Below are 17,617 nucleotides of genomic sequence, written 5' to 3'. Positions count from 1 at the left end.
TAAGCTAAATGAATACACTAAATATGATTTTAGTTAGACATTACTTGATGAATACAGCTAATTAAAGGGCAATAAGAACCTAGGTGTTTATTTGCACGCTTAATCGATATGAGTGCCTTGATGATGGAATGATTATTCCAACGTTAATGAAAAAACCATTATTATTTCTGCGTTATAACTCTCCTGCTGAAAGCTCGGAGAGAGACAACTCTTTTCTGATATACAGCCAACACAGACGTTACAGGAGTTCACCATCCCCTCGGAGTTGCCGCAGGGCATTTGTGTTCATTGCGTAAGCGAGGCATGGTCGTTCACGTGCATCTGATCCATAGGGAAATGGAAAATGTCAGTATGATGTATGGAACATCATTGACCCTGCACTTCACGACATTCAGGCATCCTGCCTATCAGATGCCGAGATAGCGTCAGTCGAATCAGGGACGAGCGTCTGACGCGATAGCATAAGAATGCTTACTCCGTTGGGGCGTCTTGGAGCATCCAAGGGCGAAGGCCAACGGCCGTTTTGAGTGCGAGATAGGGATATCGAGCTGGTAGTTTAATATGGACGTTTTTGATACGACGAGCAGCCCTCCTTAGTCGACTCTTGATTAAAAAATCAGGGGTTGAAGCCCCACGACGTTAACTCCCTTTGGCCATAAGGCCAAAAACATCTCCCATTTCTAATCAATGGCTTGCCATTTTACTACTTGCTAATACAAGTCACTTCTTTTGAGCTTTTGATTCAATTGTATTGAATGTAAACCTCGATAAGCGTTGATGTAACTTAATGTTATCTGAATGGCTACGTTCAATGACAGTCGTCGTGATGAACACTAACTGAAGAGAATAACGGATGTTGCTGCGAGTGATTTATTCGGCGGGTGTGCTGATGCTTATGTTACCGGCGGTAACCCACGCCGATGAGAGCAATAAATTATTGAATATGTGCAAGGCCTGTCATGGCGAGTCTGGCATGAGTCGTTTTGAACATATTCCGAATATTGGATGGCAAAACTCGGATTATCTGTTGAAGCAGCTTCGAGCCTTTAAGGCTGGCACGCGCCAAGACCCCACTATGACTAAAGTCGCTCAGTTGTTGAGTGAGGCGGATATGCAGCAGATGGCGGAATACTTTTACCTCGGAAAGGATAAATAACATGGATCTTAATCGTCGAGTTTTTATAAAAGGTGCGGTAGCGACGTCGGTATTATCCGCGCTGCCGGTTAAGTGGGTATTTGCCGATAAGCTTCCTGCTGGGGTTAGTGCTTTGGATATTTCGGCATTAACTTGGACAAAAGCCGAGGACTTACCGAGCTATTTCAAAGTATTAAACACTAACCCGCTGAATGCCTATCCGCCAGAGCATATGCTCGCGCCTTCGGTGACGCCTGCCGATGTTTCGTTTATCCGCTGGAATGGCATAGTGCCTGATTTTAAGACGCTGGATGCTAAAACCTGGACTTTTAAAGTGGATGGCGAGTCGGTTATCACCCCTAAAACCTACACCATTGATGAGTTAAAGCGCCGCTTTAAACATTACACCTTACAGTTATTGATTGAATGTGGCGGCAATAGTCGCGCTGGCTTTTTCCCGAGCACTAAGGGCAATCAGTGGAATAACTCGGCGGTATTTTGTTCAGAGTGGACAGGGGTGTTGGTGAGCGATGTGCTTAAGGATTGTGGTGTTAAAGCCGATGCGGTTTACACCGGCCACCACGGGGCTGATTTGCATTTGAGCGGAAAAGGTGAGGCTATTTCCCGCGGTGTTCCTATCAAGGCGGCGCTCGAAGAGCTTGGGCTAATCGCATGGTCGATGAATGGTGAGGATATTCCTTACCTGCATGGTTATCCCCTACGTATCGTATTTGGTGGCCGGCCGGGCTCGGTTTCGCAAAAAGCGGCAACGGGGATCAGTGTGCGTAATAAAGTCCACGACGGGCATAAAATGGAAGCGCCAGCGTATCAAGTGCCAAAATATCCCATTGCACCCGGCGAGACGGTTGCTGAAAAAGACTATCGAATTATTGAAGAAATGATCGTGAAGACTTTGATCACTCAACCGCAATCCGGCACTGAACTCGCTCAAGGACAAAAACTGACGGTTGCGGGCCATGCGTGGGCGGGCGTGCGCGAAGTGGTGAAGGTGGAAGTGAGTTACGATTATGGCACCCGTTGGTTTGTCGCTGAGCTGCAAAAACCGAAAAATGCCACCGCATGGCAGCAATGGAACATCGAATTACAACTACCAACACAGGGCTATTACGAAATCTGGGCAAAAGCGACTGATAGTCAAGGTGATAGCCAACCCGTTGTACAGCCACAATGGAACCCTAAGGGATATATGTTTAATGGTTGCCACCGTATTGCCGTTAGGGTGGTGTGATGAGAGCGCATGTCAATAAGCTGATAATGTGTGGGCTGCTATTCACTGGGGCGTCGTTTGCCGCCGAGTATCCCGTGGACCCTCAGTCGGGCCTTATTATGGCACCCGGTTGGGAATTGGTGAATTATCAATGCAATGCCTGCCACACCAGTATGATTGTTACTCAAAATCGCGGTGATAAAGCCTTTTGGAAAGAAACCTTGCAGTGGATGGTGGATACCCAAGGCTTATGGGATTTGTCGGATACATGGGAGCCGACGTTGAGCTACCTCTGTACCTATTATGGTCAAGCTGAAATGGATATGACCCTCTTTAGGCGTTTGCCCCTTGACGCAAGCCAGTTACGACCGCCAGCTAAACCTGCCGCTAAGGGATCTCAATGAAAATGTTTATCGTCAGTTTGCTTGTCCTGTGCGGCTTATCCAAAGCGGTTTATGCCGAAGGTTATCAAGCCGATATCGAGCGGGGTAAGACGCTGGCCACGGCCCAATGTGAGTCATGCCATGGGCTGGCGATGATCGCCATGGCTAAGCAATTCCCCAATTTAAGGGGGCAAAAACCGGCTTACCTTAATAAGCAGTTAGTCGATTTCAAAGCGGGTTTACGCCTCGAACCGTTAATGCAATCACAGGTCAGTGCGTTAACGGCCGAGCAATTACAGGATGTGGCGCTGTTTTATAGTCAGCAAGATATCCCCAATCTCAGTGCAAATTAGTGCGGCTAGCCGTTTGCTTGCTGACAAGAGTAAGTGAAGTGGTTAGCATCATGGTCATCGGCTTATAGCGACTACATTGCTGGGAATAGCGTTGATAGTAATGTCTTTGATTGGAGTGGCGTTGATGGTAATGGCATTGATAAATCGCAGAAAAATAGCATCTCTTATTGGCGTTCTGGTATTAATGCCAGCATGGGGATATGCCCAGCAAGCGCCAGAGGTGAGCGAAGCTAATCACTGTCAGCCTCTCAGCGGCTCTGAACAACACTCAGATCAGTGTGAGCACAGCGCGGATAATACCGCCTACGATAAATTTGATGGCGTGGTATACCGTGGCGTCATCAATACTAAGCCCGTCACGCTGGAAATCATCGGTCAAGGCGATCGATATCGAATGACCGTTAATGGCCTTGTAACGCTTGGAGAGTTGAATACCGAGCGCGGCTTTGAGCAGGATGAAAACGCTTCGCTCTTTATCCTTAACTGGCAACAACCTGAAGCAGAACAGATAAAGTTTGTGAAATTATCCAAAGACCATTCAGTACTGGTGCGGGTTGATGCCAATGGCCAGCTCGATAACACCTCAACCCTGCATACGCGATAAAGGCATCCAGTGAATCATTGTTGTTGCGAACGCTTGATTACAAATCAGGGGATGAAGCCGCGATTTTGATTGAGTGTATGGTTCAGAGAGATTGCTAAACATTCCCCGGTAAACACCGGGGAATTGCTTAGCAAGTACAACAGCTTGAATTAAAACTGATAATTCACACTCAGGTTGAAATAACGCCCAGGTTGGGTGAAATCATCCTTTTGCAAGTTCATGGTGCTATTGAGTAAGAACACGGATTGGCCAGCTACATCGGCGTAGTCAACATATTCCTTATCAAACAGGTTATACACCCCAGCACGCAGATGCAGATTGTCGGTAACGTGCAGGCCCATGGTTAAGTCAAACACGGCGTAACCGGCGGTGTTGTAGACTTCATTAAAGCTTTCTTTAGGAATACATTGGCCCATCACGCAAATATCATCAATGGTCAGGTTGATATCGTGGGTGCGATCCATCTTATCGGCCCAGCGGACCACTGCGCCAATGTCGGTTTCCATTCCACCGATATCGCTATACCAATTCACCCCTAGGTTGCCTTTTAGCGGGCTAACGCTGTTAAGGTATTGACCGTTTTCATCGGTTCCATGGGTATAGGAGATATTGCCCCATAGCTCGATAGAATCTGTCAGCCAATGGTTGGCTTGGGCTTCAGCGCCGTAGAGTGTCACTTGATCGCGGTTGAAGTACTGGTATTTGAACTCCATGGGCTGCATCACCGGACCAAACACTGGCGGTTTAAAGCTGACATATTGCCAGTCAATAAAGTCGACCGCGTGGGTGTAGAAGGTGGTGAGTTCATATTGAGTATCTGCATGATTGCCACGGATACCCAGTTCCCAGGTGTGGGATTGCTCAGACTTTAAGTCATAGTTGGCTTGAATGATCACATCGGTCATCGAGCCACCATCGACTTCTAACTCACCCCATTTTTGATCGGGCGTAGGCATTTTATAGCCATAGGCATATTGGGCGTAGGCACTCACTTTGTCGGTAAGTTTATAAACGAGGCCTAGTTTAGGCGACCAAAAGGTGTCGCTCATTACCGCAAAGTCGGCGGGATCTTTACCTGCTTCCATCGCTTGTTGTTGGTCGGGGCTGTTACGGAAATAGTCATAACGTAGGCCGCCAATCAGGTTTAAATCACCATTTAACAGGGTGATATCGTCCTGCAAAAATAGCCCTAAACGGTTGCTATCGGTATCGGCAAAGGTAAAGGGAGTTTCGGTTTGCCAATCACCACCGCTGCTGGCGATATTGTTGTTGCGATGACGCATCATTTGGGACCATTCATAGTCCATACCGTAGGTGAGCTGATGGCCGTATCCCTCTGCGCCTATGTATTTGCTGAAGGTGCTGGTTAGGCCCAGTCGCTGATCTTTAAATTCATAGTCGCGATATTCGGTAAGTGGGCGCGCTGTGGTACGCAAATCAAAATAATCACGGTGTTCGAGTTGCTCCGTTTGGCCAAAATAGGCGGTAACGGTCAAATCATCGTGTAAGTAAGTGGCTTTATCGGAGCGCAGTTGCAGGGCGCCGTTGATCACTTGGGTATCGCGATCGGTATCAATCCGCTCCTGCGGTACTTGGGCACGATTGAGCTTATCTTCCCAGCGTTCTAGCGTTTGCTCTAGATAGTCGAGGGTGAGCTGCACTGTGGTGTGCTCATTAAAGCGGTATTTGCTCTTGAATAGCAGGCTGTCTTGCACGAGATCGCTTTCAGGCTGAGTATCAAAGTAGTTAGGTAACTCTTCGCCTTTGCGGTGCTGGTAGGTGAGCAAATTCTCAAAATCGCTATAGGCCGCGGCGCTGGTAAAACCGCCGGAGTACTCGTTATTGATGCCTGAATAGCCCGCATTGAGTGACACATAATAATCTTCGCCCCGCAGGTAGTCGCTGGCATCTTTTGTGCGCATCACGACTACGCCACCGAGGGCATCGGAGCCGTACATAGTGGATGCAGCAGCTTTAACTACTTCAATTTGCTTAAGACTTTGTACTTCGGTTAAACCGCGGCCTGTGCCTTCTGCACCTGGGCCTAATGGCGAAGCATACTGGTTATTTACCCGCACGCCGTCTTTTACCATCATGACTCGGTTGCCGCCGATGCCGCGAATGGTCACTGAGGTCGGTTTGCCCGCGCCGCCCTTGATATCGACAGCCGATTCGTTACGGAACAGGCTACCAAAATCATTGCTCATATTGCGTTCGATGGCTTGTTCATCTATCACCAAAATAGATCCTGCCACCTGCTCAATGTTTTGTTCCATACGGGAGCCTGATACCACAATCACTTCTTGAATCAGTGGTTTAGCTTGTTCTTCAGCCCAAACGGGCAATGCACTTGCGACGGCAAGGGCGCACAGACTGAGCGGCAACGGTTTCATCAATCACCTTTATGCTTTGAAATGAGAATTGTTCTTACTTTGAATATGCGCGATAGCTTATATGGAATTTACCTTGAGATCAGGTTTTAATTGCCATAATGTGATCGATGCAAAGCCTGCGAATGATGTTTTTAAAGGGAATTATCTATTGAGCCAGTTAACCTTGTCAGAGTGTAGCGTAAAAGGATTGTCAGATGAACGAAGAGCAATATGAAAAAGGGCTTAAGGTGCGACGCGCTGTGATGGGGGACAGTTTTGTCGATAAGGCCCTTAGCAGCGCAACAGATTTTACCCAGCCATTACAGGCGTTAGTGACTGCCAATTGTTGGGGTGAAGTGTGGTCCCGTGAGGGATTACCGCTGCAAACCCGCAGTTTAATCACAATCGCAACTTTAGCGGCACTAAAAGCGCCTACTGAGTTAAAAGGCCATGTTCGGGGAGCTTTGCGTAATGGTTGCACAGTTGCAGAAATACAAGAAGTACTCTTACATTCAACCGTTTATTGCGGTATGCCATCGGGTATTGAAGCCTTTAGAGCGGCAAAGGAAGTGATTGAAGAATGGCAAGCTGAGCAGGCTTAAGTTGCTGACAAACTTGGATATCACGCCCTAGTGATCTGAGTCTTATCCTAAGACCTTGATGCCGCGGTTATAGCCGCGGATCGGCCGATTGGCTTTCGACTTGGCCGATGACAGTGATATCACTCAAGTTTGATAGTTTGCCCCACTGCTGAATAGTCATCATGCCGGTGATTTCTTGGGCGCTGAAACTTAAGCGTATACCGTCTTTGCGGTATTCCTGCGGCAGATTTTTAGGCAATATTTTTTGGCCGTTATCGGCGATAATTCCCCAAAAACCCCCTTCTAAATTGAGATATCTTACAGTGCCTTGCAGCATCATACCTTCTCCTTTAGGTGAAATACTTGGCTTGTTAACAAGTTTGTCGTCAGTCGCCTGAAGTCGCTTATCCTCGCGCTTATCCATATCGACCGGATTAACCTCTGCTGTACTTGCTTGAGCCGTGCTTGTTTGTGAGGGGCTTTGCGTGGCGGGTTTGTCCATACCCTGCGCATGTTGCGCTTGAGTTTGCTTTTGACAACCCAACAACAGTACGGGCAGAAGTAGTGCAAATAGACGAATAGGTTGGCGCATCTTGATTCCTTTCAATCACTTTTGGCTATTGATGGCGTGTTACCACACTCTAGCAAATATTGTCCGCGAGGGGCGATAAGGTTTTTATATCTTTGTGTAGCAGTGTCAAAGGGGAGAGATAACAATTTGAATAAAAAGGCAAAGCCAACGCCGCTTTGCCTTTTTAAGTCGATTGGCTGGGATAAATTACTTTTGTAGCTGCGCTTTAGCGGCTTCAACCTTAGCAAAATCTAAGCCCAGCTCGAGTACCGCTTCTTTAATCAGGGCGGGATTTTGCATTACCAGTGCCATCAGTTGTTGCAGTTTTTCTGGTGGAATGCCGAGCTGACCAATAATGCCCATCGCCATCAGGGGATTATCGGTTAATGCTTGAAAAAGCTCGTTAATTTTTGCATCTGTGACATTGTGTTCTTTTAAGATGGCAATAATCGGATTCATTGCAATACCTTATCAAGGTTAACGGAAAACGGCTGCTATGCTAGCACAGATAGCTAAACCTGTTGGATGAACAATTTTATACCATAGTCATTACCTATAAGTTTAGTACTAGGGGTAATACAGTATGAATTTCGGTAAGTGGCAACTTTCTTAATGCTTTCATAAATTAACCATCGTTAATCTGTTTTCGCGATTCCAATCATCGATATTAATCGTTTCAAATAGTTAGAAGCCTGTTATTAGACTGCAATCTCGGTTGTGTTAATGGCATATGACAATTTTGCCTTGGAGTAACACAACGATAAGGATTGCTGTATGCCGTTAAACAGCAAGCGGATGGCCCATTGTTATTGTTAATACAAATCAATGGGCCGAACAGGACGAAACTAGGTAACTATCATGAAAATAAACACCCTTCCTACGCTATCGGCGTTAACTTTGGCTATGTCTCTCGCATTGGGGGCGGGAACGGTCACTGCGCAAGAGCAAGTCACAGGTAATCAATTTTGGTGGCCTGAAAAATTAAATCTCAGTCCATTACGTCAAAATGCGATTGAATCCAATCCCTATGGCAGTGATTATCACTATGCCGAAGCCTTTAAAACCTTAGATCTCGATGCGGTAAAAAAAGATATCAAAGCCTTGATGACCGAGTCTCAAGACTGGTGGCCTGCTGATTATGGTCACTATGGACCTTTCTTTATTCGTATGGCGTGGCATAGCGCGGGCGTATACCGGATTTTTGATGGCCGCGGTGGTGCTGCGGGTGGCCAACAACGCTTTGAACCCTTAAATAGCTGGCCAGATAACGTGAGTTTAGATAAGGCGCGCCGCCTGTTGTGGCCTATCAAGCAAAAATACGGCAGCAAGCTGTCTTGGGGCGACTTGATGGTGCTAACGGGTAACGTGGCATTAGAGTCGATGGGCTTTAAAACCTTTGGTTTTGCGGGTGGTCGTGAAGACGACTGGGAAGCCGAAATGGTCAATTGGGGCTCAGAAAAAGCGTGGCTCGATAGCAAAAGACGCAACGAAAAGGGCGAGTTAGCTAAACCCATGGGCGCGACCCAAATGGGCTTAATTTACGTTAACCCAGAAGGCCCGAACGGAGTGCCCGATCCCTTAGCTTCGGCAAAAGAAATCCGCGATACCTTTGGTCGTATGGCGATGAATGATGAAGAAACCGTTGCCTTAATCGCCGGCGGTCACACCTTTGGTAAGGCGCATGGCGCGCACGATCCCGCAAAATGCGTGGGGGCCGATCCGGCCGCAGCAGGGATTGAAGAGCAAGGTCTCGGTTGGAAAAACAAATGTGGTAAAGGGCACTCTGAAGACACTGTTACCAGTGGTCTGGAAGGGGCTTGGTCATCTAACCCAACCAAATGGACCATGGAATATTTAACTTGGCTGTATACCTTTGACTGGGTACAAACTAAGAGTCCAGCGGGCCATATCCAATGGACGCCAGCCGATGATAAGGCGGCAAATTTGGTACCTGATGCCCATTTACCAGATAAGCGCCACGCGCCGATTATGTTCACCAGTGATATCGCATTGAAGGAAGACCCTATTTATCGCGAGATCACCACGCGTTTCCTGAAAAATCCTAAGGAGTTTGAACTAGCCTTCGCCAAGGCATGGTTTAAATTAACTCACCGCGATATGGGACCAAAAGCGAGATATTTAGGCGCCGATGTGCCAGCAGAAACGCTGATTTGGCAAGATCCTATTCCTGCGCTTGATCATCCACTTATCGATAACTCCGATATTAAAGCCTTAGGCAATAAGATATTAGCTTCAGGGTTAACGGTGCCAGAATTGGTGAGAACAGCTTGGGCATCTGCCAGTAGCTTCCGTGGCACCGATATGCGTGGCGGGGCAAATGGCGCGCGCATTCGTTTAGAGCCTATGATGAACTGGCAGGCCAACAATCCAAAAGAATTAGCTAAGGTGTTGGCTAAGCTTGAGAAAGTCCAAAAAGACTTTAACGGTTCGCTCAAGGGCGGCAAAAAAGTCTCCTTAGCTGATGTGATTGTGCTTGGTGGTAGCGTCGCGGTTGAGAAAGCCGCGAAAGAGGCGGGAGTGATGATTTCGGTGCCATTTACCCCAGGTCGTATGGACGCCACACAGGCGCAAACCGATGTGAACTCTTTTGCGGTGCTTGAACCTACGGCCGATGGTTTCCGTAACTATTACTCAAAAGACAGCAGTCTTTCTCCCGCTGAGATGTTGATTGAGCGCGCCAATATGCTCAACCTGACTGTACCCGAAATGACGGTGCTGGTGGGTGGTTTGCGTGCGTTGGATGCCAATAGTGCTGGCGTTAAACACGGTGTATTTACCGATAAGCCGGGAGTGCTGAGCAATGACTTCTTCGTTAACTTACTCGATATGTCGACTAAGTGGAGCAAGTCAGCCAAACAAGAGGGCATTTACGAGGGGCAAGACCGTAAGAGCGGTAAGCTTAAGTGGACGGCAACCCCTGTCGATCTCATCTTCGGCTCTCACTCTGAACTGCGCGCCGTGTCTGAAGTGTATGGTGCACAGGATGGCCAAGACAGATTCGTGCAAGACTTTGTGAAAGCGTGGAATAAAGTCATGAACGCCGATCGCTTCGATATCTAAAGTGAGCAGTTAACCTCAAGCCCATCCGCGCGTTTTCGTCGGGTGGGCTTGTTATTTTTGTGGGTAATCAGTGTTTGAGCGATTGCTGGCTGGCATTCCATTCTGCTTATTTACTCAGTAGTATCAATGCCATGGCAAATTTTACGCATATTCAGTCGAGTCAATGTTAATCGGGTTGAATACCTAAGGAAGTGGGATGGGGAATAGTGCTACGTACGGGGATAAAACGCTTGTTGTAAAAGGGTTGCGCTACGGCCGTGGCAATGAGCTGCTAGTCGTTGAAGATTGGCAGTTAATGCCGATGCAACATTGGGCTATTTTTGCGACCGACAGCTATAGCGGCTCACTCCTTGGGCGAATATTAGCGGGGGATACACAGCCTGATAAAGGCGAGATATCTGGATTACCGTCGCGAATTGGTTGGGTATCTCTCGGTTTACAGCAGGCATTACTTGAACGTGAGCTAGCAAAGGATGAACTCGACTATGGTTCAACGGTTGAATCCTTAGTGCTGGAGTCTTGTCTGCATACTGAACGTTTGAGCACCTTTTTACAAAAAGTGGAACTCGAACACTTAGCGCAGAGAGGATTTAGACAGTTATCGACTGGTGAAACCCGGCGGGTGATGTTAGCGAGGGCACTGGCAACCGAACCTGAATTATTGATTTTAGATGACCCCTACGCTGGGTTAGATAGCGAGCATCAACTCAGCCTATCACAGTTGTTAGTTGAAATTGCCGAATATACTCAGTTGCTTATCATCACCTCCCGCCAAGAAGAGTTACCACCCTGTATTAGCCATGTGGCACTGTTTAATAGCGATATGCTCAAATCGGGTCAGCATGTGCATCAACTCAGTGCACCTATGTCGATTGAGCAATGGCATAGTCACCCTGTGATGGCACACTTAAATGCACTTTCCGCCAGCCGCAGTGCCGAGTTATTGGCGTTAATGGAACGCCAACGCCACAATGCCGAAGCCTTTGATCCCTTAGTTGAGATTAAAAATGGCAAGGTGGAATATGTTAGCGGCTTGATTTTTAAAGGCGTGAATTGGCGGATTAGTGCGGGCCAACACTGGCAAGTGCGGGGGCCAAATGGTTGCGGTAAGAGTACCTTACTCGGGCTGATTTTGGGCGATCATCCCCAATGCTACAGTAACGATATCACCCTCTTTGGGCGTCCACGAGGCAGTGGTGAGAGTATTTGGCAGATTAAACAACGGATTGGCATGGTGTCATCGGCCTTGCATTTGCAATACCGAGTGAGTTGCTCGGCGCTCGATGTCTTGTTATCGGGTTTTTACGATTCTATCGGCCTGTACCATAAACCCACTAAACCTCAGGTCGATTTGGCGAAGGAATGGCTAGCGATACTGCATATGAGTGAGTTTGCCAGCACGGGCTTTAAGCAACTGGATTACGGCCAGCAGCGACTATTGCTTATAGGCAGGGCCTTGATTAAACAGCCGTTATTGTTGATTTTGGATGAACCCTACCAAGGGCTCGACTTTATCAATCGCATTTTGGTGATGCGGGCGCTGAATATGATTGCCGAGCACCATCTTAGCCAATTGCTGTATGTCTCCCATCATAGGGAAGATGCCTTGCCAGCCATTAAAAACTTTGTCGATTTTATCAAACAGGAAGAAGGTTATTCGGTCGAGATTAGTGAGGGGGCCGATGTGTAACTCGACTTAGCTATCGAGCCTAACCTTATCATCATGGTGAGTAAAACTGTGATAACAGCCTCGGTTTAAAAGTGGTAAATGACCATAATAGTTTTTGGCGTACGCCAAAAACTATTCAAAGGGAGCGTCAATACTCGACTGCTTTCTAACATTTGCCCCTGAGGTGCAATCATAGATGCCAAGACCCAAAAAGTGCCGCCAATTATCGAGTTGTGTGCCCTGTAGCCTGTTTAAACCTAATGGCATACCAGCGGCCAACTTATCCCAGATCCTTTTAGCTGCCGACGAGTTTGAAGCCTTAGAGCTTGGTGATGTGCAGCGCCTAAGTCAGCTTGAGGCCGCCGCGCAAATGGGGATCTCGCGGCAAACTTTTGGTTATCTCCTCGCCAGTGCTCGCCAAAAAGTGGCGACTGCCATTACTCAAGGGTTAGTGCTGAAATTACCGACTCCAAACGATAAGGACCCAATATGATTATCGCCCTACCGATTAGCCGTGGACGGCTTGCTAGCCATTTTACAAAGGCGCAGCAAGTCCATTTTTACGATGAAAATCATCAGCTTTTACTTTCTATCCCGAACCCCGCCCTTGGCGGCAATTGCCAAGATAAAAAAGCCTTGTTAGACGCCATTCGCGCCCAGCACACCAGCATTGTGGTGGTGCAACATATTGGTGAGCGTATGCTTGGTAAGTTACTCGATGCAGGTATCAGTGTGAGCCGAGGGGATAATCAATTATCGATAGCAGCTTTGCTCGCCCAGAGTAAAGAGGTGAATTTGCGTTTAACCCAAGCATCGCAGGGGCGAGCATCCCTAAAACATTTAGCTAAGGGCGGATGCTGTGGTGCTAAAGGAAGTTGTGGCTGCGGCGGTAAGGCAAAGACAACCCAAACCTTGTTGAGCCTGACTCAAGCGCAGCCAAGCTTAACCTTAGCAAAGCCCATCGCATACAGTGGTTTTAGATTATCAAAATAGTCATGGCGTTATTGTAGGAGAGGAATAAAGTTTGATACTAAACAATCAATTACCCATGCGAGTACCGTTTTAGATTAAACATGACCAAAAATAAAGATTCATACTAATTGCTATTACTCAGTCCGAATCGAGCTACAGCCAAGTTTTAAAGTATCATACCCGTTGTAGCTCACTTCGGGACAAAAGTTAAATAGCCTTTTGTCTACTCAGGAAGTTTATTGCCATTGTTTCCACAGTGACACGCCGCCTCTTTATTTAACATGAAGTATCCCTATAGGCTCGACGGCGACATCTGTGGTACAGGATGTACTAATGCAGCGATCACATGGATGTGAATGAGCAGCCATGTCGCCGACGGTCACTGTAGACCCAATGCCAATTTTAACTATCCATTTGCTATATGTACGTAAGAAGTTAAGGGACATTTTCGAGTTAAAACCTTAACTCTAACGAGTCTGTTCTAGATAAAAATATCTATGGAGATAACGCCCGCCACAAACGCAAGCAATTTGTTGCGAGTCGAGCCGCAAAGCGGCGTTTTGATGGCGTTTGTTATGCATTTTTCAATAGCCTTTCTGCCAGCGCTTTGGGTAAACACCTTTAAAAGAGATATTTATAAACTCGTCTTTACTAATGAGTCCATTTTGGTACTTAATTCCGTAGTAAATAAAAGCCGATAAAACACAAAATATGTACAAACAGAGAATATGCGTTAAGAGGCAGCTTGCGAACATAAAAACAACTATCGTTTGATCATATTGCCGGATAGGGACATCAGTTGCTATACCAAAGAACGATAAAATAAATCGAGCTAAAATAAATCGAGCCACCCATTTTAAATCAATAACATAATGCACTTTCCGTTTACCTACAACTTGTAAAGTTAATATTGTTCAAAAAAGAACCATCAAAAGTCACAGGGATAGCATCTGAGGTAATAAATTGAGCTAATTCCTTCAAAAATAGTGTATTTCAGACGAGGTAAGTCATCCCATAGTGCTTGGGAAGTTTTAGGCAATGATTGCTGTCGAAGGGATATAAGCAGTTGTCAGTTACTGTAAAAGTGCTGGCAGCTTGCGACAAAATGCCGTCGTCGCTTTTCGAGATGTTCGCAGTAATCGGTCAGTTCTTGCAATGTGCCCACGGGACCATGAAATAACTTGCCAAATTCGGTTGTCAGCTTGAGCCAATTGTCATGGGGGATATTTAATCTGTTCAGTATCTTGGCGCTACTTTCGCTGATGCATCCGCGTTTATCATTGCGAATAATTCGGCCCGTATCATCTACCAATTTAAGGTAGTCCGTTAAATAAATCGAGCCACCCATTTTAAATCAATAACATAATGCACTTTCCGTTTACCTACAACTTGTAAAGTTAATATTGTTCAAAAAAGAACCATCAAAAGTCACAGGGATAGCATCTGAGGTAATAAGTTGAGCTAATTCCTTCGAAAATAGTGTATTTCAGACGAGGTAAGTCATCCCATAGTGCTTGGGAAGTTTTAGGCAATGATTGCTGTCGAAGGGATATAAGCAGTTGTCAGTTACTGTAAAAGTGCTGGCAGCTTGCGACAAAGTGCCGTCGTCGCTTTTCTAAGTGTTCGCAGTAATGAGTCAGTTCTTGTAATGTGCCTACTGGACCATGAAATAGCTTGCCAAACTCGGTAGTCAATTTGAGCCAATTGTCATGGGGGATATTTAATCTGGTCAGTAACTTACCACTATTTTCACTGATGCTTCCACGTTTATCATTGCGAATTATTCGGCCTGTATCTTCCACCAATTGAAGGTAATCGGTTAAGGAAAACGCAATGCCATTGGGTTGGTTGTCACACTCGTTACCAATAAACGGTAATAGATTACTAGGCTGCTCACCTTTTAACGCCGCCCGAATGCGTAGTTGAATACTGGTATGGTCGGATTGCTCTGGTGTATCAGCCAGTTGTGCTCTAATAGGATTTAAATCCACATAAGTCATACAGGCTAATACCGCAGCTTCATCGAGTAGGGCTTGGGATTTAAATCGCCCCTCCCAGAAACGACCTGTACAGTTATCCTCTTGATTTGCTTGTCTTGCAATCGGTTCGTTGAGGCAGCGCATAAACCATGAGATATCGCATAATCGACTGCGATAAAGAGCGATTGAATGCTTTAATCTGCTCACCTCATGGGCTTCAACTAACTCACCTTTCACGAATTTTTGCGTTAATTCATCACCTTTAAACAACTTATGCCATTGCTCAAGCACTTCGCGGTTAGTCCAACGATTGGCAGTCTCGATATCGACTCGCAGCACCACATGCAGATGATTAGACATCACCGCAAAGGCCGCGATATCAATAGCAAAAACCGCTTCAAGTTCAAACAATAATGACTCTACCCAACCACGGCGATGGTCATAGTTTTTACCCGAGTAACTATCATCGCCACATAAAAATGCACGCCGTACCACGCGACTACAGCAATGGTAATAGGGTGTGTCTTCAAGGCTTATCTGGGCTCTGCGAGGGCGCGGCATACAAACCTCCTTGTTCAATGCTTAACCAAAGCATAGTAGGAGGTTTACTACCGCGCTATTAAGGCTGGGTGTCCAACTTTACTCGCTAATTGCCATGGCTCACCTTTCTAGCATTAACATAGCCTGTAAGTTTAAAAAAGAATTACACAAAATGTTTTGGGACATTTTCGAGTTAAAACCTTAACTCTAACGCGTTTGTTTCGGATAAAAATATCTATGGGTTAACGCCGCATTAAATGGCTAACAACGCCAACCACCAAACCTAGACCATTGTATCTTAAACACTAAACTACAACTTAAACTGAAATCGCTAAGCGTAGTGAATCCGCCTTAAACGTTTGTTAGGTTTGCTCACATTTGAACACTTCAATTATTCGATACGGACCAGGCTCACAATGGCTAAATTTTTCTTGCTCAATTAGCTCTATAGCTAATTTCAGAGTCTTCAATAAGCAATGTTCATTCGTGTCAATTTCTTCAGCCATATGGTTACACGAAAGCGGAGAACATTCTGCCGAAGCATTACTCGTGTACGTGACTATATCAAACCCTAAAGAAACTTTGGATTTAGGGATTTCAACGTTTGTGGGAAAAGATTCCTCGGGGACAAACTCTACCCAAGATTCATCGTAGTCCCACTGTTTTTCATACACTTCATAGTAGAATAAAGTCATCCCCTTTAAATTGATTGTGTGTTCACAAGCTATTTCATGAATAACTGATGGTGAATCAAAGAACCAATAGCCATTATGCTTCCAATAATTAACCCAATCGCAAAAATCCTCAGAAACACAACTGCTGACAGAAAATATATCTGTGATTTGAGTTGCTTTAAGCCAGTCAGGCCTATCAGAAACCACCTTATACATGTAACCAACAGGAATCATATTTTTTCTCGCTTGAGCCGCTTGAAAATCTAAGGAGCGATAAATTCAGCCACCAATTTTAAATCAACAACATAATTTACTTTCAGTTTGCATACAACCTGCTCTGCTAATATGGCTTAAATAAGAGTCATCAAAAGCCGTAGGGGTAGCTTCTGAGGCAAAAAAAGCACTAATTCATTAATTTCATAATAGATATATCGTCCCATAGGGATTGGGAGGTGTATGGAAAAGACTACTTGCGGAGTGAAACAAGCCGTTGTCAGTTGCAGTGAACATGCTGGCAGCTTGACGCAAAATGCCGTCGTCGCTTTTCGAGATGTTCGCAGTAGTCGGTCAATTCTTGCAGAGTGCCCACTGGACCATGAAATAGCTTGCCAAACTCGGTTGTCAGCTTGAGCCAATTGTTATGGGGAATATTTAATCTATTCAGTATCTTGGCGCTACTTTCGCTGATGTATCCACGTTTATCATTGCGAATAATTCGGCCTGTAGCATCTACCAATTTAAGGTAGTCCGTTAATGAAAACGCAATGCTATCGGGTTGGTTGTCGCACTCATTACCGTCGCACTCATTACCAATAAAAGGCAGATATTGAGCTTGGCAAATCAACCTCATTCCACGAATTCAAAGCTTGATAATCAAGACTGCCATTGTGATACAGCCGGATTTCAATCATCTCTATTTGCTGTTTTAGTGATGATAAGCGTTCTATTAACCAGATATAGCCGATTTTATAGGCCGTCTGTAATAATGCGCTCAATTCATCTTCTGGCATATGCGCTTCATCGGTGGCCAAGATACGGTACCAGTCGAAGGATTTAAAATGAGCAATCGTGTCAGACTCAAGCTCGGCCGTTAATAGCCATGAACCATTCATCATAGATGCTATATCAACAAAAAAATCGCAGTAAGCTTCACCTTGAGTATGGGAGAAATTCGCATATTCCCTCACCAAGCCATCAAATTCCTCTCGGTAGCCATCAAGTGTGTCTTTTACCACGCAGGCGGCTCTCTCACCCCTTTGCATATGCTCGTCAAATCTCTCTTATGCCTTCGCCCCTAATCACAGGGGATATAAGGCTGATAACCTACCCCAGTTTCAGCGCCTCTCCAACGGTATTTTGATAATGAAACCAAAGTCATGCTTTAGACTGATAAAGCATTTACCTTTTAGTAACAATGAGTTGAATTTAAACCAAGTTGTAGTTTCAATGCTAAGCGGCTAAATGAAAGTCTGTAA

16 protein-coding genes and 2 pseudogenes are annotated in these 17,617 nt (G+C 45.8%); 10 read left to right on the top strand and 8 right to left on the bottom strand.

Going from position 1 to position 17,617, the window contains the following annotated elements; translation table 11 throughout:
* Positions 1 to 853: 853 nt before the first annotated feature.
* The 5 genes from SHD_RS14130 (at position 854) to SHD_RS14110 (ending at position 3,703) form a co-directional block, all read left to right on the top strand.
* A complete protein-coding gene (locus SHD_RS14130; RefSeq protein WP_023267744.1) occupies positions 854 to 1,156 on the top strand; it encodes a c-type cytochrome in 303 nt (100 codons plus the stop codon).
* A gap of 1 nt (position 1,157) precedes the next feature.
* Entirely contained in the window at positions 1,158 to 2,384 is a 1,227-nt protein-coding gene (locus tag SHD_RS14125; protein ID WP_023267743.1) for a sulfite oxidase, read from the top strand.
* On the top strand, positions 2,384 to 2,767 hold the full coding sequence (locus SHD_RS14120; protein ID WP_023267742.1) for a hypothetical protein: 384 nt from the start codon (positions 2,384 to 2,386) through the stop codon (positions 2,765 to 2,767). The genes SHD_RS14125 and SHD_RS14120 overlap by 1 nt, the downstream gene beginning before the upstream one ends.
* Positions 2,764 to 3,099 (top strand): c-type cytochrome, encoded by a 336-nt coding sequence (locus SHD_RS14115; protein ID WP_023267741.1) that lies wholly within the window; start codon positions 2,764 to 2,766, stop codon positions 3,097 to 3,099. The genes SHD_RS14120 and SHD_RS14115 overlap by 4 nt, the downstream gene beginning before the upstream one ends.
* Before the next feature lie 100 nt (positions 3,100 to 3,199).
* On the top strand, positions 3,200 to 3,703 hold the full coding sequence (locus SHD_RS14110; RefSeq protein ID WP_023267740.1) for a hypothetical protein: 504 nt from the start codon (positions 3,200 to 3,202) through the stop codon (positions 3,701 to 3,703).
* Positions 3,704 to 3,852: 149 nt separating this feature from the next.
* Here the strand turns inward: SHD_RS14110 and SHD_RS14105 are convergent, their stop codons facing one another.
* Entirely contained in the window at positions 3,853 to 6,096 is a 2,244-nt protein-coding gene (locus SHD_RS14105; RefSeq protein WP_023267739.1) for a TonB-dependent hemoglobin/transferrin/lactoferrin family receptor, read from the bottom strand.
* 194 nt (positions 6,097 to 6,290) lie between these two features.
* On the opposite strand from SHD_RS14105, the gene SHD_RS14100 reads away from it, so the two are divergent.
* Positions 6,291 to 6,677 (top strand): carboxymuconolactone decarboxylase family protein, encoded by a 387-nt coding sequence (locus tag SHD_RS14100; RefSeq protein WP_023267738.1) that lies wholly within the window; start codon positions 6,291 to 6,293, stop codon positions 6,675 to 6,677.
* 67 nt (positions 6,678 to 6,744) lie between these two features.
* Here SHD_RS14100 and SHD_RS14095 read toward each other — a convergent pair whose 3' ends face one another.
* On the bottom strand, positions 6,745 to 7,248 hold the full coding sequence (locus tag SHD_RS14095; RefSeq protein ID WP_023267737.1) for a hypothetical protein: 504 nt from the start codon (positions 7,246 to 7,248) through the stop codon (positions 6,745 to 6,747).
* A 186-nt stretch (positions 7,249 to 7,434) separates the two neighbouring features.
* Positions 7,435 to 7,686 carry a DUF2999 family protein gene (locus SHD_RS14090; RefSeq protein ID WP_007650566.1) on the bottom strand — a complete coding sequence of 84 codons (252 nt, stop codon included), beginning with the start codon at positions 7,684 to 7,686 and terminating at the stop codon, positions 7,435 to 7,437.
* 399 nt (positions 7,687 to 8,085) lie between these two features.
* Between SHD_RS14090 and katG the strand changes: the two genes are divergently transcribed.
* The 4 genes from katG (at position 8,086) to SHD_RS14070 (ending at position 12,970) form a co-directional block, all read left to right on the top strand.
* Positions 8,086 to 10,308 (top strand): catalase/peroxidase HPI, encoded by a 2,223-nt coding sequence (gene katG / locus SHD_RS14085; RefSeq protein WP_023267736.1) that lies wholly within the window; start codon positions 8,086 to 8,088, stop codon positions 10,306 to 10,308.
* 196 nt (positions 10,309 to 10,504) lie between these two features.
* Positions 10,505 to 11,998 (top strand): ATP-binding cassette domain-containing protein, encoded by a 1,494-nt coding sequence (locus SHD_RS14080; protein WP_023267735.1) that lies wholly within the window; start codon positions 10,505 to 10,507, stop codon positions 11,996 to 11,998.
* A 175-nt stretch (positions 11,999 to 12,173) separates the two neighbouring features.
* Complete coding sequence (locus SHD_RS14075) at positions 12,174 to 12,470, top strand: DUF134 domain-containing protein (protein WP_011071038.1); 297 nt, start codon at positions 12,174 to 12,176, stop codon at positions 12,468 to 12,470.
* Positions 12,467 to 12,970 (top strand): NifB/NifX family molybdenum-iron cluster-binding protein, encoded by a 504-nt coding sequence (locus SHD_RS14070; protein ID WP_023267733.1) that lies wholly within the window; start codon positions 12,467 to 12,469, stop codon positions 12,968 to 12,970. Before SHD_RS14075 ends, SHD_RS14070 begins: the two co-directional genes overlap by 4 nt.
* A gap of 1,048 nt (positions 12,971 to 14,018) precedes the next feature.
* Here the strand turns inward: SHD_RS14070 and SHD_RS14065 are convergent.
* From SHD_RS14065 to SHD_RS14045, 5 genes and pseudogenes are all read right to left on the bottom strand, one after another.
* A pseudogene (locus SHD_RS14065) lies at positions 14,019 to 14,294 on the bottom strand (transposase); the annotation flags it as partial.
* A gap of 217 nt (positions 14,295 to 14,511) precedes the next feature.
* Entirely contained in the window at positions 14,512 to 15,489 is a 978-nt protein-coding gene (locus SHD_RS14060) for a hypothetical protein (RefSeq protein ID WP_039978435.1), read from the bottom strand.
* A gap of 341 nt (positions 15,490 to 15,830) precedes the next feature.
* On the bottom strand, positions 15,831 to 16,376 hold the full coding sequence (locus SHD_RS14055; RefSeq protein WP_023267729.1) for a hypothetical protein: 546 nt from the start codon (positions 16,374 to 16,376) through the stop codon (positions 15,831 to 15,833).
* Between the two features lie 259 nt (positions 16,377 to 16,635).
* Positions 16,636 to 16,965: pseudogene (locus SHD_RS14050) on the bottom strand (transposase); the annotation flags it as partial.
* Positions 16,949 to 17,377, bottom strand: a complete 429-nt coding sequence (locus SHD_RS14045; protein ID WP_235056969.1) for a hypothetical protein — start codon at positions 17,375 to 17,377, stop codon at positions 16,949 to 16,951. The pseudogene SHD_RS14050 and the gene SHD_RS14045, both read right to left, overlap by 17 nt.
* Positions 17,378 to 17,617 lie beyond the last annotated feature (240 nt).

Source organism: Shewanella decolorationis S12 (genome assembly GCF_000485795.1).
Taxonomy (GTDB): domain Bacteria; phylum Pseudomonadota; class Gammaproteobacteria; order Enterobacterales; family Shewanellaceae; genus Shewanella; species Shewanella decolorationis.
The sequence above is the reverse complement of the archived record's forward strand: the minus strand, read 5'-3'. Positions and strand labels throughout refer to the sequence as shown.

What these genes read in the sequence shown, in the direction of transcription:
- SHD_RS14115 (WP_023267741.1), top strand. Translation starts at nt 2,764, where the DNA reads ATGAAAATGTTTATCGTCAGTTTGCTTGTCCTGTGCGGCTTATCCAAA.
- SHD_RS14070 (WP_023267733.1), top strand. Translation starts at nt 12,467, where the DNA reads ATGATTATCGCCCTACCGATTAGCCGTGGACGGCTTGCTAGCCATTTT.
- SHD_RS14105 (WP_023267739.1), bottom strand. Translation starts at nt 6,096, where the DNA reads ATGAAACCGTTGCCGCTCAGTCTGTGCGCCCTTGCCGTCGCAAGTGCA.
- SHD_RS14090 (WP_007650566.1), bottom strand. Translation starts at nt 7,686, where the DNA reads ATGAATCCGATTATTGCCATCTTAAAAGAACACAATGTCACAGATGCA.
- katG (WP_023267736.1), top strand. Translation starts at nt 8,086, where the DNA reads ATGAAAATAAACACCCTTCCTACGCTATCGGCGTTAACTTTGGCTATG.
- SHD_RS14055 (WP_023267729.1), bottom strand. Translation starts at nt 16,376, where the DNA reads ATGATTCCTGTTGGTTACATGTATAAGGTGGTTTCTGATAGGCCTGAC.
- SHD_RS14120 (WP_023267742.1), top strand. Translation starts at nt 2,384, where the DNA reads ATGAGAGCGCATGTCAATAAGCTGATAATGTGTGGGCTGCTATTCACT.
- SHD_RS14080 (WP_023267735.1), top strand. Translation starts at nt 10,505, where the DNA reads ATGGGGAATAGTGCTACGTACGGGGATAAAACGCTTGTTGTAAAAGGG.
- SHD_RS14060 (WP_039978435.1), bottom strand. Translation starts at nt 15,489, where the DNA reads ATGCCGCGCCCTCGCAGAGCCCAGATAAGCCTTGAAGACACACCCTAT.
- SHD_RS14075 (WP_011071038.1), top strand. Translation starts at nt 12,174, where the DNA reads ATGCCAAGACCCAAAAAGTGCCGCCAATTATCGAGTTGTGTGCCCTGT.
- SHD_RS14110 (WP_023267740.1), top strand. Translation starts at nt 3,200, where the DNA reads ATGTCTTTGATTGGAGTGGCGTTGATGGTAATGGCATTGATAAATCGC.
- SHD_RS14095 (WP_023267737.1), bottom strand. Translation starts at nt 7,248, where the DNA reads ATGCGCCAACCTATTCGTCTATTTGCACTACTTCTGCCCGTACTGTTG.
- SHD_RS14130 (WP_023267744.1), top strand. Translation starts at nt 854, where the DNA reads ATGTTGCTGCGAGTGATTTATTCGGCGGGTGTGCTGATGCTTATGTTA.
- SHD_RS14100 (WP_023267738.1), top strand. Translation starts at nt 6,291, where the DNA reads ATGAACGAAGAGCAATATGAAAAAGGGCTTAAGGTGCGACGCGCTGTG.
- SHD_RS14125 (WP_023267743.1), top strand. Translation starts at nt 1,158, where the DNA reads ATGGATCTTAATCGTCGAGTTTTTATAAAAGGTGCGGTAGCGACGTCG.